The sequence below is a fragment of the Edwardsiella ictaluri ATCC 33202 genome, assembly GCF_000264785.1.
Lineage (GTDB): Bacteria > Pseudomonadota > Gammaproteobacteria > Enterobacterales > Enterobacteriaceae > Edwardsiella > Edwardsiella ictaluri.
Window position 1 is genome coordinate 30,370 of the sequence record NZ_AFJI01000075.1, and the last position, 22,607, is coordinate 52,976.

Consider the following 22,607-nt stretch of genomic DNA (forward strand, 5'->3'; position numbering starts at 1 on the left):
TCCGCATCAAAGTGCCGACGGACTCGACAAAACTGTCGCACAATTTTGGCACCCCGTCAGGCGGCGCATCAGATCTCGCATGAGGGCACTGTCAGGCGCGCAATGCCGCCGTCGTCTCCCCAGCGGTGCAGGCGCTGATACAGCGTTTCGACCGCCTCTTTGACCGGCTGCATCATCGGCGCGTAGAAGGCGACGATGGCCGGTTGGATCCCGATAAAGGTGATATCGTCCACGTCCTCGCGCAGCTGGGCTATCAGGTAGCTCAACGGCAGGTTATGGGTGGTGACGATAAACAGCTCGGCGATGTCGCGCTCGTCGATAATGCGGATTTCACCCGGCTCCAGCCCCATCTCCGTCGCATCGACGATCAGCAGTTTCTGCGGGCGCAGTTCGCGCACGGTGTGGGCGTAGCTTTCCGGACTGCTGCCGCCGTCGATGACCTGCCAGCCGGGGATGGGGTGTCCGCACAGCTTCTCCGCCAGCAGTGGGCCGGCGCCATCGTCGCCCATCATGCTGTTGCCTACGCACAGGATTAGATTGTCAGCCATTGTGTCGTTTCACCATCAGATAGATTGTCGGTTCATTCTCGATCAGCTGCAGCGCGTCGATCAGGCTGCGGCTCCACGCCTGCTGCGGGGGCGTCATTGTCGGCAGCGCCCGATCCAGCGCGCAGGCCAGCGTATGGGTATGGCTGATATCGATGCCGATCTCGCCAAAGCGCAGCACGCCCTCCAGCTTACGTCGCGCCTCGCCGGCCTCCAGCTGCGCTATCCACGCCCGATAGTCGCTCAGGGGCAGGGAGATGCAGGGCTTCAGGCAGTCGATAACCCCCAGGTGGTGACCGATGGCCAGGCTGTAGTAGATAACCTCCCGCGCTGCCGGCGGCGTTGCCGCTTCATCTTCAGCCTGCTGGACAAACTTGGCGTTGAGGATATGAAACACCACCGTCGGGTCGGGAAAATAGGCGGATGCACGTTCGCTCATCGGTGGTCTCCCCGGGGAGCGGCATCGCTGCACACCTGCATCAGCCGTCCCATTACCTCGCTCAGGCGCGGATCGTTTTCCGCCGCCAGGAAGCGGTCTAGGCGTTGCTCCAGGGTAGCGGCGTCGCGGCTGGCCAGCAGGGCCATAAACTTGTCGGCCAGCTGGCGACCATAGCGGTAGCCGGACATGCGCCGGGCCTCGCGATCGATCAACACCCGCAGGGTCTGCGGGATATCCGGGTGCAGGATGGCCGCCTGCTCATCATCCTGCTGGCTGTGGTGCTGCGCCTTGAGCTTTTGATCCAGCAGGCCGAGGGCGACGGCAAAGCCATACAGGGTTGCCGCCGGTGTCGGCGGACAGCCCGGAATATAGACATCCACCGGGACGATTTTGTCGGTGCCGCCCCAGACGCAGTACAGATCGTGAAAGATGCCGCCGCTGCAACCGCAGGCACCGTAGGAGATAACGATTTTGGGGTCGGGGGCTGACTGGTAGGCGCGGATCGCCGGAATGCGCATGGCACGGGTCACCGCGCCGGTAAACAGCAGAATATCGGCGTGGCGCGGCGAGGCAACCACCTTGATGCCGAAGCGCTCCGCGTCGAACAGCGGTGAGATGGCGGCGAAAATTTCAATTTCGCAGCCGTTGCAGCCGCCGCAGTCAACGCGGTAGACATAGGCCGAGCGGCGGATGTCCTTCAGCAGGGTCTGCTTCAGGCGGGCCGCCTGCGCATCCAGTGTGATGGGCACCGGCTGGCCGTTGGCGTCGCGCGGACCGATTAACGCGCCCGCCGCCGGTGGGGTAGTGATGATCTGGCTCATTGTGACGCCTCCGGCATCAGGTGACGGCCCAGCGCAATGCGCGCCGTCGGGATCATGTTGTGTTGACGCTTGCACGCCGGACAGGTTTCAAACTGGGCCCGGCGCGCCTCGGCCTGTTCGGCCGTCAGGTGACCGGCCTGGACCAGCAGGGCCATGGCGTAGTCGATCTCTTTCTGCGCGGCGTAAGGCGCGCCGCACCCGATGCAGCGGCAGACGCGGAACTCGGCGCGCTGCTGCAGATCCTCTTTGCGCCACACCGCCAGCTCAAACTCCGACGACAGTACGATGGCGGCGGTGGGGCAAACTTCCTCACAGCGGGCGCAGAAGATGCAGCGCCCCAGATTGAGTGCCCAGGTCCGTACGCCGCTGGCGGCGTCGGTCTGCATGGTCAGGGCGTTGGCCGGGCAGGCAGCGGTGCAGGCACCGCAGGCGATGCACTGCTGGGCATCATACTGCGGCTTGCCGCGGAAGTTGGCGTCGACATCCAGCGGACGCGCCGGATAGGCGACGGTAGCATGGCGATGACGCAGGGCAGTTTTTAACAGTTTCAGCATAGTCTCTCGTCTCCGGCGATCACTTCAGCGGTGAGTCCTTGCGCTCCAGTCCATAGCGCTCGATCTCCTTATAGGGCACGGTGACCGATTTGCGTCGGTTGACGTCCACCAGGGTGACGCGGTCGGTACAGGAGTAACAGGGGTCGAGACTGCCGATGATCAGCGGCGCATCGGATACGGTGTTGCCGCGCAGCATGTAGCGCAGGGTCGGCCAGTTGGCATAGGTCGCTGCCCGGCAGCGCCAGCGGTACAGCTTCTGGTTGTCGCCGGTCATCGACCAGTGGATGTCGTCGCCGCGCGGCGCCTCGGTAAAGCCCAGGGCAAAGCGCTGCGGAACATAGGTAAAGCCCTCGACCGCCAGCGGACCGCCCGGCAGGTTGTCCAGGCCGAACTCGATCATGTTGAGGGCGGTAAACACCTCGTTAATGCGCACCTTGACGCGTGAGATGACGTCGCAGCCCTGCTCGCTGTGAACCTGCATCGGCAGCAGATCGTAACCGGCGAACGGATGGTCGGCGCGGGTATCGCGCGCGTGGCCGCTGGCGCGCACCATCGGGCCGACGTTGCTGAAGTCGCGGGCGATCTGCGGGTCGAGGCGGCCGATACCGACGGTGCGCTGTTCGATATTGGGGGTGCTGAACAGGATGTCGACCAGGGTTTTGACCTCGGCGCGCATCTCTGCGGCCAGACGGCGGGTGGCGATCATATCCTCTTTGAGCATGTCGCGACGGATGCCGCCGATCAGGTTCAGGCCGTAGGTTTTGCGCGAGCCGGTGAGGATCTCCGCCATCTTCATCGATTTTTCACGTACCCGGAAGAACTGCATGAAGCCCGAGTCGAAGCCGACGAAGTGGCAGGAGAGTCCCAGATTGAGCAGGTGGCTGTGCAGGCGCTCCACCTCCAGCAGGATGGAGCGGATGGCTTGGGCGCGCTGTGGCACCTGGATGCCCAGCGCGTTTTCGACCGAGCTGGTGTAGGCGGTGCTGTGGGCAAAGCCGCAGATACCGCAGACGCGGTCGGAGAGGAAGGTGACCTCGTTGTAGCCCATGCGGGTCTCCGCCAGCTTTTCCATGCCGCGGTGGACATAGAACAGGCGATAGTCGGCGTCGACGATGTCCTCGCCGTCCACGAACAGGCGGAAGTGGCCCGGCTCGTCAGAGGTGATGTGCAGCGGGCCGATGGGAACGATTTTACCGCTGCTGCTGTCGTTGACGAAGGGGTAGGTCTCGCGATCGGTGGTCGGCGCCGGGCGCTGACGATAGTCCATCGCATCCTTGCGCAGCGGGTAGAGATCGTCCGGCCAATCGTCCGGCAGCACCAGGCGGCGCTCGTCCGGCAGGCCGACGGCGATAAGCCCATACATGTCGCGGACTTCGCGCTCGCCCCACACGGCGGCGGGTACCCGCGGCGTGACCGACGGGTATTCGCGGGTCGTGGCGTCGACCAGCGCTTTGACGGTTATCCAGCACTTGGTGCCGCGCTCCATCGACAGAACGTAGTAGACCGCGTAGCTGCCGCACAGTGGGCGCTCATCGTTGCCGAACAGGACGGAAAGCCAGCCGCCCTGCTGGTAATACAGGTATTCAACCACCTCCGGCAGCATATCGGTCTTGACGGTGATGGTGGTCTGGGTATCGGTCTGCCAGCTCTCCTCGATAATGGCGTGGGGGAACTGTTGGCGCAGCGCCGCAATGTAGTGTTGTCCGGTGTGTTGTGTCATTTTACTTTGCGGCCTCATGGGTTGTGCCAAAAAAGGAAAAACGGGTCGTCGTGGCGATGGATGTCATGGTTCGCCTCACGCGATCAGCCAAGAGAAGAACGCCAGCAGCGCCAGGCCAAAGCCAGCCCAGGTGGTGTAGCCAGTCCTCAGGAAACGCAGGCGTGCCATGCTGTTTTCCAGCAGGGAGATGACGACGATGCCGATCAGCAGCTTGATCAGCGCGATGGCCAGTGCCAGCAGCAGGGCGCCACCGCTCAGGGTGGTGCTCTGCCCCCAGGGGATGAACACCGCGATAAACAGCTGCAGCACCACCAGCTGCTTTAGACTGATGCCCAGCTTGAGGACACCCAGCGCGCAGCCGGCATACTCCGTCAGCGGCCCCTCCTGCAGCTCCTGCTCGGCCTCGGCCAGATCGAACGGCAGCTTGCCCATTTCAATAAAGGTGGCGAAGGCGCAGGCCAGCAGCGCCAGGCCCAGCGCCAGCGAGGCGTGCTGATGCCAGTCATACACATAATCACCCATCAGCCCCAGGTTGCTGGAGCCGGCCAGCAGCGCAGTTACCCACAGCCCGAGCATCAGGATCGGTTCGACCAGAATGCCCAGCAGAGACTCACGGCTGGCACCGATGGCGCTGAACGGGCTGCCGGTGTCCAGCCCCGCCAGAATGAAGAAAAAGCGGGCGACGGCGAACAGATAGACCAGGGTAATGACGTCGCCCAGCCCCGGCAGCGGCGTGCTGCGGGTGACCATCGGCAGGGCGCTGGCGATGGTCAGCATGGTGCCGACCATGATATAGGGCATCATCTGGAACAGCGCACCGCTGCACTGTGGCGCGATATTCTGGCGTCGCAGCAGCTTGGCGATATCGCGGTACTCCTGCAGGAGACCGGGACCTTGTCGGCTGTGCATGCGCGCCCGCAGTACGCGCGAGATACCGCTGGCCAGCGGCGCCAGCGCCAGTAGGATCAGCGCCTGGCCCAAGGCCAGGGCGAAAATGGAAAGTGCACTCATCATCACATCATCTCCTCAGGAGAACACGGCAACCAGCAGCAGCGCCAGTTCGCACAGTGCCAGTACCGGGTAGACACGCAGGGCGCCCTCGCTCAGCAGTCCACCGCACAGCGGTGCCGGATTGCAGACCCGACGCAGGGCAAACAGCGGGGAGAACAGGACGCGCAGCGGCTGGGCAAAACCACCGGCGGTCACCACCATGCCCGCCTCATGGCCGTAGCCGCAGGTCCAGGCGTCGCCGTGGCGGCGCGCCGGCAGGCGGCTGCCGCGGTACAGGGTGGCCAGCAGCAGCGGCAGCAGCGGGAGGGCCAGCAACAGCAGGGTCATCAGTGGCGGCGACAGCAGGGTCAGGTTACTGCTGCCCGGCGACATGATGGCGCCCATCGTCAGCGCATCGCTGCCGATGGCCAGCTGCAGCACCTGCGCGCTGAGGCGCAGCAGCGTGGGAACGCCCCAGGGGGCGCCGACCCCAAACAGCACGCAGCACAGGCTGAGCAGCAGGGGGGGCAGCAGCATGTTCCACGGCGCTGTGCCCGGATTGGCCGCCGCCTCGCTGCGCGGGGCCCCCAGGAAGGTCATGCCGAAGATTTTGGCCACGCACATTACCGCCAGCGCACCGGCGATCGCCAATGCCACCATCGCCAGCGGCGCCAGAAGACGCAGGGCCCCGGCGCCGTTCTGGCTCAGGCTGAACAGGGACTGGTAGGTGTACCATTCACTGACAAACCCGCTCAGCGGCGGCAGGGCCGCCATGGCCATCAGCGCCAGCAACATCATCACTCCCAGTAGCGGCATACGGCGCAGCAGGCCCCCCATCTTATCGATGTCGTGCAGGCCGGTGGCGTGGATCAGGGCGCCGTTGCCGAAGAACAGCCCGCCCTTAAACAGGGTGTGGTTGATCAGGTGGAACAGCCCGGCCAGCAGCCCCATCACCGCCAGCAGCGGACTGCCCAGCGCGACGCCGATGACGCAGGCCGACAGGCCGAGCAGGATGATGCCGCTGTTTTCCACGGTGTGATAGGCCAGCAGGCGGCGCAGATCGTGCTCCGCCAGAGCGTATAGTCCGCCGATAAAGGCGGTGAGGGCGCCACAGCACAGCAGCAGCAGCCCCCACCACAGCGGTGGGACACCGAGCCAGTCGATGCTGAGTTTCAGCAGGCCGAACAGGCCGATCTTGAGCATGACGCTGGCGAATAGCGTGGCCGCCGGGGCCGGGGCGTTGGCGTGCAGCTCCGGGATCCAGCCGTGCAGCGGCACCAGACCGGTGACGATGCCAAAGCCGAGCAGGCCGAGCAGCAGGACGATACTCTGTTGCGCGTGGCTGAGGCTGGCCAGATGGAACCCGCTCAGCAGCAGGGTGCCGCTGGCACGCCACAGCAGCCAGAAGCAGAGCAGCAGCGCCAGCGAGCCCAGGCGGGACATCAGCCAGTACAGTCCGGCGGCGCGGCGCGCCTTGGCGCTGCCGCCCTGGCAGACCAGCAGCGCGGCGCTCAGGCTCATCAGCTCCAGCATCACCATAAAGGTCGGCGCATCGTTCGATACCACCAGCAGACTGATGGCAGCGCTCAGCAGGTTCATCAGACAGCCGCTGCGCGCGGCTTTACCGGTGTCGTGCCGGGAGACGCTAAAAGCGGACAGCGCGCACAGCAGACTGATCAGCGAAGTGAGCAGCAGCATCAGGTTATTCAGCGGGCTGAACAGTACCGGCAGGCGATTAACGATCAGTGCGGTAGGCGGAAGCAGCGGCGACTGCAGTAGGAGCGCGGCGGCGGCAACGCTGCCGCAGAGGCCGGCCAGTAGCCCGCCGACAGCGGCGATGTGGGCGCCCAGTCGGCCGATACCGCTGAATGCCAGCGCGATGATGGCGCTGCACAGATACAGCGCCAGCATCAGATTAAACAGCTGCAGAATACTCATAGGGCGTCATTTCCCCCGGATAAGCGAGCGAGAGCCAGCAGGTCGGCGCGCTGGGCATCGAGTACGTTCAGGCGTTTGGCGGCGCTGGCATCCTCCAGGCGCCGCTCATCCACCAGTACGATGGCGTGGGTTGGGCAGGCGCGGACACAGGCCGGCCCGGCGTCGCTAAACTGGCACAGATCGCACTTCACCGCGATGCTGCGGATGCCGGGATACCAGTCCAGGAACGGGCCGACGCTGAGGGGGGCCGGGGGCGCAGGCGGCGCCAGCGGCGTATTGCTGTTGGCGGGAATATGCAGCGGTTTGCTGCCGCCCAGGGTGATGGCGCCGAAGGGGCAGGCGATGCCGCACAGCTTGCAGCCGACGCACAGGCTCTCATTGAGCTGAATAGCGCCATCCTGGCGGGTAATGGCATTGACCGGGCAGACCAGGGCGCAGGGGGCATCTTCGCAGTGATGACACATCTGCGGCGCCGACTCGTGGCTGGTCTTGACCAGCGTCAGGCGCGGCTGTGCCTGCAGGCCCTGCGCCTGATGCTCCTGCGAGCAGGCGGCCATGCAGGTATTGCACCCGATGCACAGTCGGGGATCCGCAATCACAAAGCGGTTCATGTTATGACCTCAAAGACAGACTATAAAAACGATCCGCCCCTGATAAGCACAAAGCGTGCCAAGTGAATTATTTCATTTTTTATTAATTAAAATCAATTGATTGCTATGAAATGACGCTGTCGACATCGATCGACAAGGTGACGATGTCGACAGCGGATGCGGCATATCGACACTTATGACGATGCATTACTGCACCGCGGGGGCGTCCGCCACCGACTCACGCAGACGCATTTCGCCGCGAAAGGGTGGCAGAGTGTCGACGGGGTCACCGCGGCTCAGACGCAGAGCCTGTTGAATCGCGGCGGCGATCATGGCATCGATGGGCAGGTAGACCGTGGAGAGCGCAGGCATCAGGTAGGCGGCGATGGGCTGGTCGTCAAAGCCGAACAGAGAGACCTCCTGTGGGACGCGTATTCCCGCTTGGCGCAGGGCGCGAAGGGCGCCGATGGCCATATCATCGTTGCAGCAGAACAGGGCGCTGAACGGCGCATCGTGGTTCTCCAGCAGACGCAGGCAGGCGTGGTATCCGCCCTCCACGCTGTTATTGCCGTGGGCAACGTCCTGGGGGGAGGCACTGAGTGCATGGGCCTGCAGTGCGTCATGGTAGCCCTGCAGGCGTGCCTGTCCGGTCGGGGTATCGATGGTCAGGGTGATACAGGCGATGCGGCGATGGCCACGTTCGATTAGATACTCCACCGCCTGGCGCGCTGCCGCGCGCTGTTCAAAGAGGATACAGCGCTGTGCTGCCTGCGGCAGCGCACGGTTGATCACCACCAAAGAGGGATACTGCGATACCAGCTTCATCAGATCGGTCTCGGCCATAAAGCGGGTATACAAAATGATGGCATCGCAGCGCCGATCGCTGAGCATCTGCACCGCCTGGCGTTCGCCGTCGGGCGTATCGTGGCCGTCGGTCACGATCAGCTGTTTGCCGCTGGCTTCGACCTGTGCGGCGGCCTGGCGCAGCAGGCGGCCAAAGTAGGGACCATCAAAGTGGGAGATCACCAGTCCCAGGGTGTTGGAGGTCTGGTTGGCCAGTGCCTGGGCCAGCAGGTTGGGGCGGTAGCCCAGCTCCTCCATCGCGCAGAATACGGCGCTGCGGGTGCTTTGTCTGACCTGCCCGGTGGCATTGAGCACGCGGGATACCGTCGCTTTGGATACGCCTGCGCGGCGTGCAACGTCCAGCATGGTGATCATGGTTCCTTATCCCCCTTGATGGCGATGGCGTACAACAGTGTATCACAGCGCCCGGAGGGGAGAGACGGAATGGCGGCATACCAGCGTGGGACTGAACATATTGGTGGTTTCTGGCGGCGTTTTCCCTGCGGCCAGTGCCAACGCCAGCTCTGCCGCCTGGGTCGCCATGGCGACCACCGGATAGCGGATGGTGGTTAGACGCGGGCGCAGGTAGCGTGAGATCAGTACGTCGTCAAAGCCGATCAGGGAGACCGCGCCCGGCACTTCAATGCCGTTGTCATTCAGCACCGATAGCGCGCCGGCAGCCATGGGATCGTTATAGCAGGTGACTGCACTGAATTTACGACCATGCCCCAGCAGTTCGGTCATCGCCAGCTCTCCGCCGAGCTCATCGGGTGAGGCATGGACGATCAGCCGTTCATCGATCGGCTGATCGTACTGGCGCATGGCTTCCAGATACCCCTGCAGGCGATCGTGGGCATCGGAGATCTCATGGTTGGAGCAGATGCAGGCGATATGCCGGTGCCCCTGCTGGATCAGATGGCGTGTCGCCAGCCAGCCGCCATAGCGGTCGTCCAGTGCGACGCAGCGCTGTTCATAGCCGGGCAGAGTCCGGTTGATCAGTACCATACCGGGGATCTGCTGCATCAGTGCCGCCAGCTCATCGTCGGGGATGGTCTTGGCATGGACTACCAACGCCGCGCAGCGGTGGCGGATCAGCTGTTCGATGGCTTGCCGCTCTTTATGCTGTTCATGGTATCCATTGCCGATCAACAGAAAGTTGCCGGTGGCGTAGGCTATCTGCTCGACCGCTTTGACCATGGCGCCAAAGAACGGATCGGAGACGTCACAGACCACCAGTCCCAGGGTCTCTGTCGACTGCTGAGCCAGTGCCCGCGCGTTGGCGTTTGGGTGATAACGCAGCTGTGCCATGGCGGCGTGCACCGCAGTGCGGGAGCCTTCGCTGGCCTTGGGGGAGTTATTGATAACCCGGGAGACGGTGGCTACCGATACGCCGGCAAGCCTGGCAACATCTTTGATCGTAGCCATTTTCTTGTGTGTCCAACTGCAAACCGTAAACGTTTACACCAGTGTTGCGGAAAAGCGCCGCGCCTGCAAGCCGGGGATAGGCGTTTGAGCCTCTAATATGTGCGAAAAAAGACAAAGTACACCGCTGGTTACATTTTGCGGTCGAATGTTGCCATTCGGGACTTCATGGATAGTGGGGATGCCCCGTATGCTGAATATCCCAGAGGTATTGATTGGTGAGAGTTCAGTGTTCAGTTGCTGAAGCCAACAAAATTACACCGACCTACGCGGATGCGTAGGTTTTTTTTGCCTCATTATTCCCCATGATCACATGCTGTTTCACTTTTAATTGTTAGTTTGCGAATTATTCGTGGCGGCGTAGGTCGTTATTTTCCTACACTGGTTGTCCCAGAGGTATTGATTGGTGATGTTCTGGTTTTCCCGCCGGAAAGCCGACCAACGCTTACACCAACCTACGCAGATGCGTAGGTTTTTTTTTCCCCTCTTTTCCGCCCGGGTCCGGGCGCAGATATTCCCGCCTGTGCAGTTTGCTGCGCTTCTGGCATCGGGTAGTATGCTAGCCGTGCTATCCTGCCGCACATAGGGAGATGTCCATGCTGTACCGATTCCTCGGCGTGCTGCTGAAAATGTTGTTCCGTATTCGTCTGACCGGCTTCGGTCAGTGTCTCGATCACCCGAAGCTGTTAATCGTTCCCAACCACGTCTCCTTTTTGGATGGTGTCCTGCTGACGCTGTATCTGCCGGTTCGGCCGGTGTTTGCTGTCTACAGTTCGATAGCCGACAGCTGGCTGATGCGCCTGGTTGGGCGTTTTGTCGATATCGTCGCTCTGGATCCGCGTAAGCCGATGGCGATCAAACGGTTAATTCGCTTGGTTGAGCAGGGAAGGCCGGTGGTGATCTTTCCTGAGGGACGTATCACCGTGAGCGGATCGCTGATGAAGATCTATGACGGTGCGGCGTTTGTGGCGGCCCGCTCCGGCGCAGCCCTGCTGCCGGTACGCATTGAGGGGGCTGAGTTCAGCCACTTTGGCCGTCTGAAAGGGCTGTTTCCTCTGCGCCTGCTGCCGCCGATCTCCCTTCATCTGCTGCCGGTGACGCATCTGGCGATGCCGCAGGCCGCGCGGGCGCGTGATCGGCGCCTGCTGGCCGGTGAACGCCTGCGCGACATTATGATGCGTGCCCGTCTGGACGCGCAGCCGATGACCACGCTGTTTGCCGCCTATCTGTCGGCGATGCGGCGCTATGGGGCAGGCAGCCGTGCGATCGATGACATTAACCTGCGTGAGGACAGCTACCGTGGGCTGCTGAAAAAGAGCCTCGCCGTCAGCCGGATCCTGCAGCGTTTTACCTGCGAGAATGAGCACGTTGGTCTGCTGCTGCCTAACGCCACCGTCACGGCGGCGGCGATCCTGGGGGCGACGCTGCGCAATCGGGTGCCGGCGATGCTGAACTACACCGCCGGCGCTGCCGGGCTGCGCAATGCCCTGCTGGCCGCCGGGATCGATACCGTGGTCACCTCGCGGCAGTTTTTGCAAAAGGCGCGTCTGGAGCCGTTGCCTCAGCTGGTGGACGGCGCACGCTGGGTCTATCTGGAGGATCTGCGGGATACGCTAGGGTGGCGGGATAAGCTCTGGGTGTTGTGGCATCGGGTGTTCCCCCACGGTGCCATGCTTCCGCGCCAGCCTGACGATGCGGCGCTGATCCTGTTTACCTCCGGTTCAGAGGGAGCGCCCAAAGGGGTAGTACACTCTCACCGTAGCCTGTTGGCCAACGTGGAGCAGATCCGCTGCGTAGCGGATTTTACCCCGCGCGATCGCTTTATGTCGGCGCTGCCGCTGTTTCACGCCTTTGGGCTGACGGTGGGGCTGCTGACGCCGCTGCTGTGCGGCAGCCGGGTCTTTCTGTATCCCAGTCCGCTGCACTACCGCATGGTGCCGGAGATGGTTTATGACCGAAACTGCACCGTGCTGTTTGCCACCTCGACGTTCCTGGGACACTACGCGCGTTTCGCTCATCCCTATGACTTTGCCCGGCTGCGCTATGTGGTTGCCGGCGCAGAGAAGCTGGCGCCGGAGACGGCCCGGCTGTGGTTTGAGAAGTTTGGCATCCGTATTCTTGAGGGATACGGGGTGACCGAGTGTGCGCCGGTGGTGGCGATCAATGTGCCGATGGCGACCCGCACCGGCAGCGTCGGCTGCATTCTGCCGGGAATGGAGGCGCGGCTGATCCCGGTGGCGGGGATCGCGCAGGGTGGTTGTCTGCAGCTGCGTGGCCCCAATATTATGAAAGGCTACCTGCGGATCGAGGCGCCGGGGGTCCTGGTGCCGCCGCAGGCGGCGAACGTACAGGGTGAGATGGAGGCGGGCTGGTACGATACTGGCGATATTGTGACGCTGGACGCACAAGGCTATTGCACGATTATCGGACGCCTCAAGCGGTTTGCCAAACTGGCAGGGGAAATGGTGTCGCTGGAGCGTGTTGAACAGCTGGCGCGCGCGGCGTCGCCGCAGGGCGAACATGCCGCCAGCGCGCGGAGCGATCGACTCAAGGGAGAGGCGCTGGTGCTGTTTACCACCGATGTCGGGCTGGGGCGGGAGCAGCTGTTGGCGGCGGCCCGCGCCAGCGGTGCCCCTGAGCTGGCGGTGGCACGGGATATTCGCTATCTGAAGGCCCTGCCGCTGTTGGGCAGTGGCAAGGTGGACTTTGTGACGCTGCGCCGTATGGCAGCATCTGAGGATAGCGTGGATGGATGAGACACAGTGCACCGCCGTCGACGGGAGCGGACGGGGAATGCGGGCGGTTTTTGTGGCGCAGTTTTTCTCTGCGTTTGGCGACAATGCCCTGCTGTTTGTGACGCTGGCGCTGCTGAAGGGGCTGCATTTCCCGCAGTGGAGTCAGCCGGCGCTGCAGATGGCTTTTGTGGCGGCCTATATCGTGTTTGCCCCCTTTGTCGGACACCTGGCCGACGGCTTTGCCAAAGGGCGGGTGATGATGGGGGCCAACGCCCTCAAGTTGCTGGGGGCGCTGCTGATCTGCCTCGGGGTGAATCCCTTTGTCGGCTATACTCTGGTCGGGATTGGCGCGGCGGCCTACTCTCCGGCCAAGTATGGGATCTTGGGTGAGCTGACGGACGGCGGCCGCCTGGTGAAGGCCAATGGCGCCCTGGAGGCATCGACGATCGCGGCGATCCTGTCGGGGTCAGTCGCCGGCGGCATGCTGGCCGACTGGCACGTCAGCACGGCGCTGGCTATCTGTGCGCTGATCTATGCCGCGGCGCTGATCGCCAACCTGTATATTCCGCGTCTCGCGGCGGTGCGCCGGGTTGAGGCGTGGCGACCGGGGGCGATGCTGGCGGAGTTTAGCGCGGCCTGCCGCACCCTGTGGCGTCATCCGCAGGCCCGCTTTTCGCTGGTGGGAACCAGCCTCTTCTGGGGCGCCGGGGTGACCCTGCGCTTTCTGCTGGTGCTGTGGGTGCCGACGGTGCTTGGCGTCGCGGATAACACCACCCCGACGCTGCTGAACGCTATGGTGGCCATCGGCATCGTGATCGGCGCGGCGGCGGCGGGGCGACTGGTCACCCTGAGCACGGCGCAGCGCTGTATGCCTGCGGGGATCCTGATCGGCCTGCTGGTGCTGCTGTTCTCCCTGCAGTACAGCCTGGCACTCTCCTACCCGCTGCTGCTGCTGGTCGGGGTATGCGGTGGCTTTTTTGTGGTTCCGCTCAACGCGTTATTGCAGCAGCGCGGGCGCGAAAGTGTCGGCGCCGGCCACGCTATCGCGGTGCAGAATCTGGGGGAGAACGGGGCCATGCTGCTGATGCTGGCGTGCTATTCCGCCGCGATTCGCTGCGGGGTTCCGGTGGTGGCGACCGGCGCGGGCTTTGGCCTTCTGTTTGCTCTGGCTATCGTGGCGGTCTGGCGCTGGGGGCGGCGCTGAGGCGCCGCCTGTCATTCAGCGTTCACGGGATCGTCACCGAACCGACATTATCTCTCCTTATACTCTGTTCCAACTTATTCATTAGTTGAATGATTTTCCTCTTGGACACGGAGTCTTATCATGGCGAGCCATACCCCTTTCTCCCTTTCTCTGCTGATGTTTTCTCTTGGTCTTGCCCTGCCGCTGCAGGCCGCGCCCGCTGCGCCGAGCGCAGAGCAGGTGCTTACCGAACGCGCCGCGCACGGCGATATTACCCAGCGGGGAGGCGCCCGCCGCCTGCTCGGCGATCAGACAGCTGCGCTGCAGGCGTCGCTGAGTACCCGCCCGGCCAAGCACGTGATCCTGCTGATCGGCGATGGCATGGGAGATGCGGAGATCACCGCCGCCCGTAACTATGCGGCCGGCGCGGGCGGAATGCTGCGCGGTATCGATGCCCTACCGCTGACCGGGCAATACACGCACTATGCCCTGGATCGTAAAACCCATAAACCGGACTATGTGACGGACTCTGCGGCATCGGCTACCGCCTGGAGCAGTGGGGTGAAAACCTATAACGGCGCATTGGGTATTGATGTAACAGGTAAACCTTATCCGACGCTGTTGGAGATGGCGCGTGCAGCGGGCAAGGCCACCGGAAACGTCTCGACCGCAGAGCTGCAGGACGCCACGCCGGCGGCGATGTTCGCCCACGTCAGCGGACGCAAATGTTATGGCCCGCAGCAGACCCTGGAGAAATGTCCGGAGAATGCGTTGGAAAACGGTGGGGCTGGCTCGATCAGCGAACAAATGTTGAAAGCGCGGGCCGATGTGACGCTGGGCGGCGGTGCAAAAACGTTTACCCAGATAGTGGGGGCCGGTGAGTATAAGGGTAAGACGTTGCTCCAGCAGGCACAGGCGCAGGGGTACCACATCGTTAACGATCTGGTGGGTATGGATGCGGTGACGGTGGCAGATCAGAAGCGTCCTTTGCTGGGGCTGTTCGCCGAGGGCAATATGGCGGTGCGTTGGCTGGGGCCAAAAGCCAGTCTGCACGGTAACCTGGAGCAGGCGCCGGTCACCTGCCAGCCGAATCCGCAGCGCAGTGACAGCCAGCCGACGCTGGCACAGATGACCGGCAAAGCCATTTCGCTTTTGAGCAAGAATCCAAATGGTTTCTTCCTGCAGGTCGAAGGTGCTTCTATCGATAAACAGGATCATGCCGCCAATCCGTGCGGTCAGTTTGGTGAGACGGTCGATTTGGATGAGGCGGTTCAAAAGGCGCTGGAGTTTGCCCGCCGTGACGGGAATACCCTGGTAGTGGTAACGGCGGATCATGCTCATAGCAGCCAGATTATCCCCAACGATGCCAAGGCGCCGGGGCTGACTCAGACGCTTATCACCCAGGATGGGGTACCGATGACCATTAGCTACGGCACCGCTGAGGAGGCGGACAGCCAGGAGCATACCGGCTCCCAGATACGTATCGCTGCGTATGGTCCTCATGCCGGTAACGTAGTGGGGCTGACGGATCAGACGGATCTGTTCTTTACCCTGCGCGATGCGATGGGACTTAACGCCGCGAAATAACGGCATAACAGCAGTATCGGCCCGGTGCGGCGTAGTGGCGGCAGCGGGCCGTTTTTTATTGCGTTAAAGTATCAGTGAACTATTTGTTGTTGTTGTGTTATGTTTTGTGGGTATTTATTCACAAGCCTAATTAAACATGTTCATAAAACAGCCTGCTTCGCCCGGTGCGGACGATGACGTCAATGCTGAATGGGATGAGCATCTGCGCTTTTATCAGTTATGTGGCGTTATGGCGGCGGCCAGTAGCGTACTGCTGACATTCATGATGGTGCTGATGTTTCCCGCTGATTTTAAAGGGCGTGCCTTTATGCTAGCCGGGAGCTATCTGGGGCCGGTGACGCTGTTGTTGCTGGTGGGGATGCTGCGTTTTCCACGCAGTTGTTCTTGGGCGCTATTCATTGGCTTTAACGTCTTTCTATTGTACTTATTCTTACGGGGAACTGCCTTTAATCTATTGATAAGTTTTCTGTTTGTTCTATTTTTTCTGTTTGGCGCCGTGGCAGCGACACAGCGCGGGCGTAGGCTGCATGGCGGCGCCCGCCCGCTGTGGCTGGCCCGGCGCGGTTGGCTTCCGGTCTCTGTATTAATATTGCTGGCGCTGTCAGTGAGCAGCTTCAGCAGCGGTTTTGTCCTGCGCTGGCTGGAGAGAAAGCTGGAGAATCCATTGCTATGGATTGAATACCGCCACCAGATGCTGGTTCGCTATCTACATCTGTCCGGGGAGGATACATCGGATGCGCCGGGGATTTGGCTACGGCGGGTACGCCTGGAAGGGCGTACGCTGGTGTTTGTCTACCGGGTGCGTATGGAGGCGGAGACAGCCAGTGAGGATACCCTGCAGCATCACGCCATGGCGGACTTTCGCCAGCACTGTCACGAGCGTGGCGTGCGTCAGTTTGGCATGAAGGTGATGTATGTCTACCAGGTGCTCCAGGAGGAACGTATTCTGGTGCTGAGCCGTAGGGACTGCGTGGAGTGAGCGGTACAGACAGAGGCTCGGTGGGATAGACAGAGGGACGTTTACGCCCCTCTGTCGTTGGTATCGCATGGCTTATTCGCCGTCGCTGGCCTTTTTGTTACGGATCAGGTTGAGGCTTTCCACCGCCATGGAGAAGAACATGGCAAAGTAGATGTAACCTTTGGGCACGTGTACCGCAAAGCTCTCCAGGATCAGGGTGAATCCCACCAGGATCAGGAAGGCCAATGCCAGCATTTTGACCGACGGATGGCGGGCGACAAACTCGCCGATCGGCCGGGCGGCGAACATCATCACGCCCACGGCGATGATCACCGCCGCCATCATGATGAACAGATGATCGGACAGTCCAATGGCGGTGATCACGGAGTCCAGGCTAAAGATGATATCCAGCATCATGATCTGCACGATGGCCCCCATAAAGGAGTGCACGTGGGTAGCGTGGTTATCGTTGCTGCCCTCGATGGTCTCGTGCACCTCTTTACTGGCCTTATAGATCAGGAACAGTCCGCCGAGCAGCAGGATCAGATCGCGGGCGGAGACCGCGTGTCCAAACAGGGTGAACAGTGGGTGTACCAGATGGGCGACCCAGGCGATCGAGGCCAGCAGGCACAGGCGCATCCCCATGGCGGCCAGCAGGCCGATGCGGCGCGCTTTGTTTTGCTGTTTCTTGGGCAGCTTGGCCACCACCAGGGAGAGGAAGATGATGTTATCGATGCCCAGAACGATTTCCAGAATCGTTAAGGTCCCCAACGCCAGCCAGGCGTTAGGATCGGCAATCCACGCAAACATAGAGATAAATACCTAAAAAAATCATAATCTGGAATTATACACCGAGAGTGTCCCGCTGCGCAGCGCTCGCGGGGTGTAAAACAGAATTTACAGTAGAAAGTAGCGGGCCAACAGCGCCGTCGTGAAGTTCTTTTTCAGATAGAAGCCGCGTGGCAGGGTCATTATCGGTTCGCCGCGCTGACCGATGCCTTCGGTCAGCGCCCGGCTGTTGGCCGCCTTGGGACGTAGCTGCAGCACCTCGCCGTGGCGGGCGGTGATCGACTCAACCCGCCCCAGCACGATCAGGTCCATCAGCTCCTCCCAGTCTCGCCGCAGCGCCTGCTCCTCCTGTGCAGAGGGGGTCCACAGCAGTGGGGCACCGACCCGGCGCTCTGCCAGCGGGATCTGACGCTCCCCCTCCACCGGGATCCACAGAACGCACTGTAGCTTGTGGCGCAGATGACAGTGCTCCCAGGTCAACCCGGTATTTCCCGTCAGCGGAGCCACGCAGACAAAGGTGGTTTCCAGGGGGCGTCCCTGGGCATCGATGGGGATACTCTTTAACTCGACGCCCAGCGCGGGGAAGTCCTGCTGCGCCTTACTGCCCGAGCTGGCGCCGAGGCAGCGCTCCAGCAGCAGGCCGACCCAGCCCTTATCGCGTCGCAGATCGCGCGGTATGGTCAGCCCGGCCAGCGCGGCCAGCTCGGCATAGGTATATCCGGCCAGACGCAGGGCGCGCTGCAGCAGCGCCTGGCGATCCACCGGCGGCGAGTGGGGAGGAAATGGTTCGTTCATCATCTGGTTAAAAAACGTACACCTATTCGGGGCTTATCAACAGCGCGGGAGAAAGCGGCGCAGACTATAAATAATATTATGATTCATAATGAAATTTTTTCTCACAATCTCTCCACTCCGGTTTGGGATCTGTTATTGTGCACCACTAGCCACTGACAATGAACAGGATCTTACACCTATTTATCCACAGATATTTTGGATAACCCGTTTTATCGGTGGGCACTGGTTTGATTTACAGCCTTGACGGACGCTATTTTTTGCGAAATTGCTGCCTCAGTGTGCAAGTTTTGCGGATATGTTGTGGATAAAATCGGCGTTGCGCGATCTTTAGACAGCGTGGGATCCCAAGCGTGCATGGATCACATTTTTATAGTGCATGCCGTGTGGGGTAATTGGTTAATTATTTGAAAATAATTGAAATATTTTTTTTGTGTGTGCAGGGGTTATTACGGTGTCGATAAGTTTTACCCCTCTTTCCAGACACTTCTACACAAATATATCCACAGAAAAAGTGAATAAAAGCGGCCTCGCTACCGAATGTGTGTTTATAACTTTGCATTTATCTGTGAGTTATCCCGAAATTATGCGGTACAGGTGTAGGAAATCTTGGCGTTGAGCCAATGGTTTACCGCTTGGTGCGAGTGTGAAACAATCATGTCATCTTGCGATTTTGCTTCTTGAGGTAGTCTGGTGATCGATGATGATGGCTACCGCCCGAACGTAGGTATTGTAATCTGTAACCGTCAGGGACAGGTGCTGTGGGCACGTCGCTATGGGCAAAACTCCTGGCAGTTCCCGCAGGGCGGGATCAACGCCGGGGAGACCGCCGAGCAGGCGATGTACCGCGAACTGTTTGAAGAGGTGGGGCTGGGACGTAAGGATGTGAAAATTCTGGCCTCTACCCGCAACTGGTTACGCTATAAATTACCTAAACGTTTGGTGCGTTGGGATACGAAGCCGGTATGTATCGGCCAAAAGCAGCGCTGGTTTTTACTGCAGCTGCAGTGCAGTGAAGCGGAGATCAATATGCAGCGTAGCAATACACCGGAGTTTGATGGCTGGCGCTGGGTCAGCTATTGGTATCCGGTGCGTCAGGTGGTGTCGTTTAAGCGCGATGTTTACCGCCGGGTGATGAAGGAGTTCTCATCCGTTGTCATGTCGTTGCAGGAGAGCGTAGCCCAGGGAGGGCGTTCGGCTCCCGGCTATCGCCGTAAAAGAGGTTAAGTGGCAGTAATCATGCTTACACGCCTGCGCGAGATCGTGGAAAAGGTGGCTGCGGCTGCCAGCCTGAATGACGCGCTGAATGTGCTGGTGGACGAAACCTGTCGGGCGATGGAGACGGAGGTTTGCTCTGTTTACCTGGCCGACAACGATCGCCAGTGCTACTACCTGATGGCGACCCGTGGTCTGCAAAAGCCGCGTGGTCGCGTGGTGGCGCTCTCTTTCGACGAAGGGATCGTCGGCCTGGTGGGTCGTCTGGCGGAGCCGGTGAACCTGGCGGATGCGCCCAGCCATCCCAGCTTTAAATATCTGCCGCAGGTGCGCGAGGAGTGTTACCGTGCATTCCTGGGCGTGCCGATGATCTATCGCCGTCAGCTGCTGGGGGTGCTGGTCATACAGCAGCGTGCGTCCCGTCAGTTTGATGAGGTTGAAGAGTCCTTTCTGGTAACCCTGGCGACTCAGCTGGCCGGGATCCTGTCGCAAACCCAGCTCAACACCCTGTTTGGCCGCCTGCGCCAGAATCGCCTGCGCGCTATCGCCGCGGCGCCAGGTGTCGCAGTGGCCAAGGGATGGATGGACATCAGCCAACCGGCGCTGGAGCATGTTTATGAAGCATCTACTCTGGATACCGACAGCGAGCGTGAGCGACTGGCGCGGGCGCTGGAGGAGGCAGCCAGCGAGTTTCGCCGCTATAGCAAACGCTTTGGCGCCAGTGCCCAGAAAGAGAGCGCGGCGATCTTCGATCTCTACTCTCACCTGCTCAACGATCCGCGTCTGAAGCGTGAGCTGATGCATCACGTCGACGGCGGCGCGGTGGCCGAGTGGGCTGTGAAGCAGGTCACCGAGCACTTTGCCGACCAGTTTGCCAGTCTGCAGGACAGCTATATGCGCGATCGCGCCAGCGATTTACGCGCGCTCGGGCAGCGTCTGTTGTTCCATCTGGATGATAACGCCATCGGTCCGGCGCCGTGGCCGGAGCGCTTTATTCTGGTGGCCGATGAGCTGACGCCGACCCTGCTGGCGGAGATCCCGCAGTCCTGTCTGCTGGGGGTGGTGGTGCGTGACGGTGCCTCTAACTCCCACGCGGCAATTATCCTGCGCGCGATGGGCGTACCGACGGTGATGGGGGCCGATATTCGCCCTGCGCTGCTCCATGAGCGGCTGCTGATTATTGATGGCTACCGCGGAGAGGTGCTGGTCGAGCCGGAGCCGGTTTTGGTGCAGGAATACCAGCGGCTGATCAGCGAAGAGCAGGCGCTGAGCCGTAAGACGGAGGCCGAGTCGGATCGCCCGGCGCAGCTGCGCAGTGGCGAACGGATCGTTGTGCTGCTGAACGCCGGCCTGAGCGCAGAGCATGAGCAGCGTCTGGAGGCTTGCGTCGACGGCGTGGGGCTATACCGTACCGAAATTCCTTTTATGTTGCAGAGCGGCTTTCCGTCCGAGGAGGAGCAGGTTGCACAGTATCAGGGTATGCTGCAGATAAACCCGGCGAAGCCGGTAGTGCTGCGCACCCTGGATATCGGTGCCGACAAGCAGCTACCCTACATGCCGATTAGCGAGGAGAACCCCAGCCTGGGCTGGCGTGGGCTACGGATCACCCTCGATCAGCCGGAGATCTTTCTGGTGCAGGTGCGCGCCATGCTGCGCGCCAATGCGGCCAGCGGCAACCTGGGGATCCTGCTGCCGATGGTGACAACCCTGGCCGAAGTGGATGAAGCGCGTCGCCTGATCGAGCGCGCCGGACGCGAGGTTGAGGAGATGTTGGGCTATGCCCTGCCGCGCCCGCGTATCGGGGTGATGCTGGAGGTGCCGGCGTTGGCCTTTATGCTGTCGGGGCTGGCCTCACGGGTCGACTTTATTTCGGTCGGCACCAACGATTTGACCCAGTATCTGCTGGCGGTGGATCGCAACAATACCCGGGTGGCCGCGCTGTATGATGGCCTGCACCCGGCGATGCTGCGCCTGCTGCAGCAGGTGGTGCGGGAGTGTGCCGAGCTGGGGCTGCCGGTCAGCGTCTGCGGCGAGATGGCCGGCGATCCGATGGGCGCACTGCTGCTGGTGGGGCTGGGGTTCCGCCAGCTGAGCATGAACGGGCACAGTGTGCCGCGTATCAAGTATCTGCTGCGTCACCTGGATCTGCAGGATATCGAGGGGCTGGCCGCCCGCATGGTGGCGGCCCATTCATCGACCGAGGTGCGTCACCTCACCGCCTCGTTTTTAGAGCGGCGCGGCGTCGGTGGTCTGATCCGTGGCGGAATGTAGGGCACCTCCGGGGAATTTTGCCGTCATGATGGAGTCCTGACGGAAGTTATGGGATGATTGGGCGGTTTTTCAGGGGGCGTGAATGGGTAAACTGACGCTATTATTGGTGGTGCTGTTGGGCTGGCTGCAGTATTCGCTTTGGGTCGGCAAAAACGGCGTCCATGACTATATGCGGGTGAAGCAGGACGTCGCGACGCAGCAGGCGAATAATGCCAAGCTGAAATCGCGCAACGATCAATTGTTTGCCGAGATCGATGATCTTAATGGCGGCCAAGAGGCGATCGAAGAGCGCGCGCGCAATGAGCTGGGGATGATTAAACCGGGCGAGACCTTCTACCGCCTGGTGCCCGATCAGAACAAACGCCGTACGGTGGGAACGGCTTCCCAGTCAGTCGCATCCTACCCGTCAGTGACGGCGAGTCACTGAATTCTTTGCATGGCCTGCGCCATGTCTTCATATCCGATAACGATAATTCACCGATGAACGATAACGACTCCGTTAATGAACCGTCCATTGTCGCCATTGTACCGGCAGCCGGGATCGGCAGCCGGATGCAAAGCGCTACCCCCAAGCAATACCTCATGCTGAATGGCAAGACCATTCTGGAGCATGCCGTGACGGCGCTGTTTGCCCATCCGGCTGTGCGCCGTGCGATCGTTGCGCTGCACCCGCAGGATGCCTGCTTTGACGCGCTGCCGCTGGCGGTGGATCGGCGGGTCAGCCGCGTGACGGGCGGGGCGACACGCGCCGAGTCGGTGCTTGCTGCGCTGCTGGCCGCCGACGATGCCGACTGGGTCCTGGTGCACGATGCGGCGCGTCCCTGCCTGCAGTCTGGCGATCTGGCGCATCTGGTGGCCTGTATGGACGCCGCGCAGCAGGGGGCGATATTGGCGACGCCGGTCTGCGACACGATGAAACGGGCTGAAGCCGGTCTCCCGCAGATCGCCCATACGGTGGAGCGCCAGGATCTGTGGCATGCGCTGACGCCGCAGCTGTTTCCCCGGGCGCTGCTGATCCAGTGTCTGCAGCGTGCTCTGAGCGAGGGGGCAACGGTGACCGATGAGGCCTCGGCGCTGGAGTATTGCGGCTATCATCCGCGCTTGGTCAGCGGGCGTTCAGATAATATTAAAGTTACCCGTCCGGAGGATTTGGCGCTGGCAGAGTTCTATCTGGCGCGTCATGCCTTTTTGACGCACTCACAGGAGCAATAACCG

At 61.5% G+C, this 22,607-nt stretch carries 20 protein-coding genes; 8 read left to right on the forward strand and 12 right to left on the reverse strand.

Annotated elements, in window-relative coordinates; translation table 11 throughout:
* Nucleotides 1-68: 68 nt before the first annotated feature.
* The 10 genes from hycI to galR form a co-directional block, all read right to left on the reverse strand.
* Nucleotides 69-548, reverse strand: a complete 480-nt coding sequence (hycI, locus tag EIEH_RS10880) for a hydrogenase maturation peptidase HycI (RefSeq protein ID WP_015872498.1) — start codon at nucleotides 546-548, stop codon at nucleotides 69-71.
* Entirely contained in the window at nucleotides 541-984 is a 444-nt protein-coding gene (locus EIEH_RS10885; RefSeq protein ID WP_015872497.1) for a formate hydrogenlyase maturation HycH family protein, read from the reverse strand. Before EIEH_RS10885 ends, hycI begins: the two co-directional genes overlap by 8 nt.
* On the reverse strand, nucleotides 981-1,805 hold the full coding sequence (locus EIEH_RS10890; RefSeq protein WP_015872496.1) for an NADH-quinone oxidoreductase subunit B family protein: 825 nt from the start codon (nucleotides 1,803-1,805) through the stop codon (nucleotides 981-983). Before EIEH_RS10890 ends, EIEH_RS10885 begins: the two co-directional genes overlap by 4 nt.
* Nucleotides 1,802-2,359, reverse strand: a complete 558-nt coding sequence (locus EIEH_RS10895; protein WP_015872495.1) for a formate hydrogenlyase complex iron-sulfur subunit — start codon at nucleotides 2,357-2,359, stop codon at nucleotides 1,802-1,804. The genes EIEH_RS10890 and EIEH_RS10895 overlap by 4 nt, the downstream gene beginning before the upstream one ends.
* Before the next feature lie 19 nt (nucleotides 2,360-2,378).
* Complete coding sequence (locus tag EIEH_RS10900) at nucleotides 2,379-4,079, reverse strand: hydrogenase large subunit (RefSeq protein WP_015872494.1); 1,701 nt, start codon at nucleotides 4,077-4,079, stop codon at nucleotides 2,379-2,381.
* A gap of 75 nt (nucleotides 4,080-4,154) precedes the next feature.
* The gene (locus EIEH_RS10905) at nucleotides 4,155-5,093 is read right to left on the reverse strand and encodes a respiratory chain complex I subunit 1 family protein (protein WP_015872493.1); all 939 of its coding nucleotides are present in this window, start codon (nucleotides 5,091-5,093) and stop codon (nucleotides 4,155-4,157) included.
* A 12-nt stretch (nucleotides 5,094-5,105) separates the two neighbouring features.
* A complete protein-coding gene (locus tag EIEH_RS10910; RefSeq protein WP_015872492.1) occupies nucleotides 5,106-7,007 on the reverse strand; it encodes a proton-conducting transporter transmembrane domain-containing protein in 1,902 nt (633 codons plus the stop codon).
* Nucleotides 7,004-7,618 (reverse strand): 4Fe-4S dicluster domain-containing protein, encoded by a 615-nt coding sequence (locus EIEH_RS10915; RefSeq protein ID WP_015872491.1) that lies wholly within the window; start codon nucleotides 7,616-7,618, stop codon nucleotides 7,004-7,006. Before EIEH_RS10915 ends, EIEH_RS10910 begins: the two co-directional genes overlap by 4 nt.
* Before the next feature lie 186 nt (nucleotides 7,619-7,804).
* Nucleotides 7,805-8,815, reverse strand: a complete 1,011-nt coding sequence (locus tag EIEH_RS10920) for a LacI family DNA-binding transcriptional regulator (RefSeq protein ID WP_015872490.1) — start codon at nucleotides 8,813-8,815, stop codon at nucleotides 7,805-7,807.
* A gap of 42 nt (nucleotides 8,816-8,857) precedes the next feature.
* Nucleotides 8,858-9,865: an HTH-type transcriptional regulator GalR gene (galR, locus tag EIEH_RS10925; protein ID WP_015872489.1), complete on the reverse strand. Its 1,008-nt coding sequence runs from the start codon at nucleotides 9,863-9,865 to the stop codon at nucleotides 8,858-8,860.
* A 593-nt stretch (nucleotides 9,866-10,458) separates the two neighbouring features.
* On the opposite strand from galR, the gene aas reads away from it, so the two are divergent.
* From aas to EIEH_RS10945, 4 genes are all read left to right on the forward strand, one after another.
* Nucleotides 10,459-12,618, forward strand: a complete 2,160-nt coding sequence (aas, locus tag EIEH_RS10930) for a bifunctional acyl-ACP--phospholipid O-acyltransferase/long-chain-fatty-acid--ACP ligase (RefSeq protein WP_015872488.1) — start codon at nucleotides 10,459-10,461, stop codon at nucleotides 12,616-12,618.
* Nucleotides 12,611-13,801, forward strand: coding sequence for a lysophospholipid transporter LplT (lplT, locus tag EIEH_RS10935; RefSeq protein WP_015872487.1), 1,191 nt, complete (start codon nucleotides 12,611-12,613; stop codon nucleotides 13,799-13,801). Before aas ends, lplT begins: the two co-directional genes overlap by 8 nt.
* 120 nt (nucleotides 13,802-13,921) lie before the next feature.
* Nucleotides 13,922-15,367: an alkaline phosphatase gene (phoA, locus tag EIEH_RS10940; protein WP_035609545.1), complete on the forward strand. Its 1,446-nt coding sequence runs from the start codon at nucleotides 13,922-13,924 to the stop codon at nucleotides 15,365-15,367.
* A gap of 136 nt (nucleotides 15,368-15,503) precedes the next feature.
* Nucleotides 15,504-16,346: a hypothetical protein gene (locus EIEH_RS10945; protein ID WP_015872485.1), complete on the forward strand. Its 843-nt coding sequence runs from the start codon at nucleotides 15,504-15,506 to the stop codon at nucleotides 16,344-16,346.
* Nucleotides 16,347-16,418: 72 nt separating this feature from the next.
* On the opposite strand, the gene EIEH_RS10950 is transcribed toward EIEH_RS10945, so the two are convergent.
* Entirely contained in the window at nucleotides 16,419-17,135 is a 717-nt protein-coding gene (locus EIEH_RS10950; protein ID WP_015872484.1) for a TerC family protein, read from the reverse strand.
* 87 nt (nucleotides 17,136-17,222) lie between these two features.
* Nucleotides 17,223-17,912 carry a DNA mismatch repair endonuclease MutH gene (mutH, locus tag EIEH_RS10955; RefSeq protein ID WP_081490040.1) on the reverse strand — a complete coding sequence of 230 codons (690 nt, stop codon included), beginning with the start codon at nucleotides 17,910-17,912 and terminating at the stop codon, nucleotides 17,223-17,225.
* A 687-nt stretch (nucleotides 17,913-18,599) separates the two neighbouring features.
* On the opposite strand from mutH, the gene rppH reads away from it, so the two are divergent.
* From rppH to ispD, 4 genes are all read left to right on the forward strand, one after another.
* Nucleotides 18,600-19,133 carry an RNA pyrophosphohydrolase gene (gene rppH / locus EIEH_RS10960; protein ID WP_015872482.1) on the forward strand — a complete coding sequence of 178 codons (534 nt, stop codon included), beginning with the start codon at nucleotides 18,600-18,602 and terminating at the stop codon, nucleotides 19,131-19,133.
* A 12-nt stretch (nucleotides 19,134-19,145) separates the two neighbouring features.
* Nucleotides 19,146-21,392: a phosphoenolpyruvate--protein phosphotransferase gene (gene ptsP / locus EIEH_RS10965; protein ID WP_015872481.1), complete on the forward strand. Its 2,247-nt coding sequence runs from the start codon at nucleotides 19,146-19,148 to the stop codon at nucleotides 21,390-21,392.
* Between the two features lie 82 nt (nucleotides 21,393-21,474).
* Nucleotides 21,475-21,819, forward strand: a complete 345-nt coding sequence (gene ftsB, locus EIEH_RS10970) for a cell division protein FtsB (RefSeq protein WP_015872480.1) — start codon at nucleotides 21,475-21,477, stop codon at nucleotides 21,817-21,819.
* A gap of 53 nt (nucleotides 21,820-21,872) precedes the next feature.
* Nucleotides 21,873-22,604 carry a 2-C-methyl-D-erythritol 4-phosphate cytidylyltransferase gene (gene ispD / locus EIEH_RS10975; protein WP_015872479.1) on the forward strand — a complete coding sequence of 244 codons (732 nt, stop codon included), beginning with the start codon at nucleotides 21,873-21,875 and terminating at the stop codon, nucleotides 22,602-22,604.
* The last annotated feature ends 3 nt before the right edge of the window (nucleotides 22,605-22,607 follow it).

What these genes read in the sequence shown, in the direction of transcription:
- hycI (WP_015872498.1), bottom strand. Translation starts at nt 548, where the DNA reads ATGGCTGACAATCTAATCCTGTGCGTAGGCAACAGCATGATGGGCGAC.
- EIEH_RS10885 (WP_015872497.1), bottom strand. Translation starts at nt 984, where the DNA reads ATGAGCGAACGTGCATCCGCCTATTTTCCCGACCCGACGGTGGTGTTT.
- EIEH_RS10890 (WP_015872496.1), bottom strand. Translation starts at nt 1,805, where the DNA reads ATGAGCCAGATCATCACTACCCCACCGGCGGCGGGCGCGTTAATCGGT.
- EIEH_RS10895 (WP_015872495.1), bottom strand. Translation starts at nt 2,359, where the DNA reads ATGCTGAAACTGTTAAAAACTGCCCTGCGTCATCGCCATGCTACCGTC.
- EIEH_RS10900 (WP_015872494.1), bottom strand. Translation starts at nt 4,079, where the DNA reads ATGACACAACACACCGGACAACACTACATTGCGGCGCTGCGCCAACAG.
- EIEH_RS10905 (WP_015872493.1), bottom strand. Translation starts at nt 5,093, where the DNA reads ATGATGAGTGCACTTTCCATTTTCGCCCTGGCCTTGGGCCAGGCGCTG.
- EIEH_RS10910 (WP_015872492.1), bottom strand. Translation starts at nt 7,007, where the DNA reads ATGAGTATTCTGCAGCTGTTTAATCTGATGCTGGCGCTGTATCTGTGC.
- EIEH_RS10915 (WP_015872491.1), bottom strand. Translation starts at nt 7,618, where the DNA reads ATGAACCGCTTTGTGATTGCGGATCCCCGACTGTGCATCGGGTGCAAT.
- EIEH_RS10920 (WP_015872490.1), bottom strand. Translation starts at nt 8,815, where the DNA reads ATGATCACCATGCTGGACGTTGCACGCCGCGCAGGCGTATCCAAAGCG.
- galR (WP_015872489.1), bottom strand. Translation starts at nt 9,865, where the DNA reads ATGGCTACGATCAAAGATGTTGCCAGGCTTGCCGGCGTATCGGTAGCC.
- aas (WP_015872488.1), top strand. Translation starts at nt 10,459, where the DNA reads ATGCTGTACCGATTCCTCGGCGTGCTGCTGAAAATGTTGTTCCGTATT.
- lplT (WP_015872487.1), top strand. Translation starts at nt 12,611, where the DNA reads ATGGATGAGACACAGTGCACCGCCGTCGACGGGAGCGGACGGGGAATG.
- phoA (WP_035609545.1), top strand. Translation starts at nt 13,922, where the DNA reads ATGGCGAGCCATACCCCTTTCTCCCTTTCTCTGCTGATGTTTTCTCTT.
- EIEH_RS10945 (WP_015872485.1), top strand. Translation starts at nt 15,504, where the DNA reads ATGTTCATAAAACAGCCTGCTTCGCCCGGTGCGGACGATGACGTCAAT.
- EIEH_RS10950 (WP_015872484.1), bottom strand. Translation starts at nt 17,135, where the DNA reads ATGTTTGCGTGGATTGCCGATCCTAACGCCTGGCTGGCGTTGGGGACC.
- mutH (WP_081490040.1), bottom strand. Translation starts at nt 17,912, where the DNA reads ATGATGAACGAACCATTTCCTCCCCACTCGCCGCCGGTGGATCGCCAG.
- ptsP (WP_015872481.1), top strand. Translation starts at nt 19,146, where the DNA reads ATGCTTACACGCCTGCGCGAGATCGTGGAAAAGGTGGCTGCGGCTGCC.
- ftsB (WP_015872480.1), top strand. Translation starts at nt 21,475, where the DNA reads ATGGGTAAACTGACGCTATTATTGGTGGTGCTGTTGGGCTGGCTGCAG.
- ispD (WP_015872479.1), top strand. Translation starts at nt 21,873, where the DNA reads ATGAACGATAACGACTCCGTTAATGAACCGTCCATTGTCGCCATTGTA.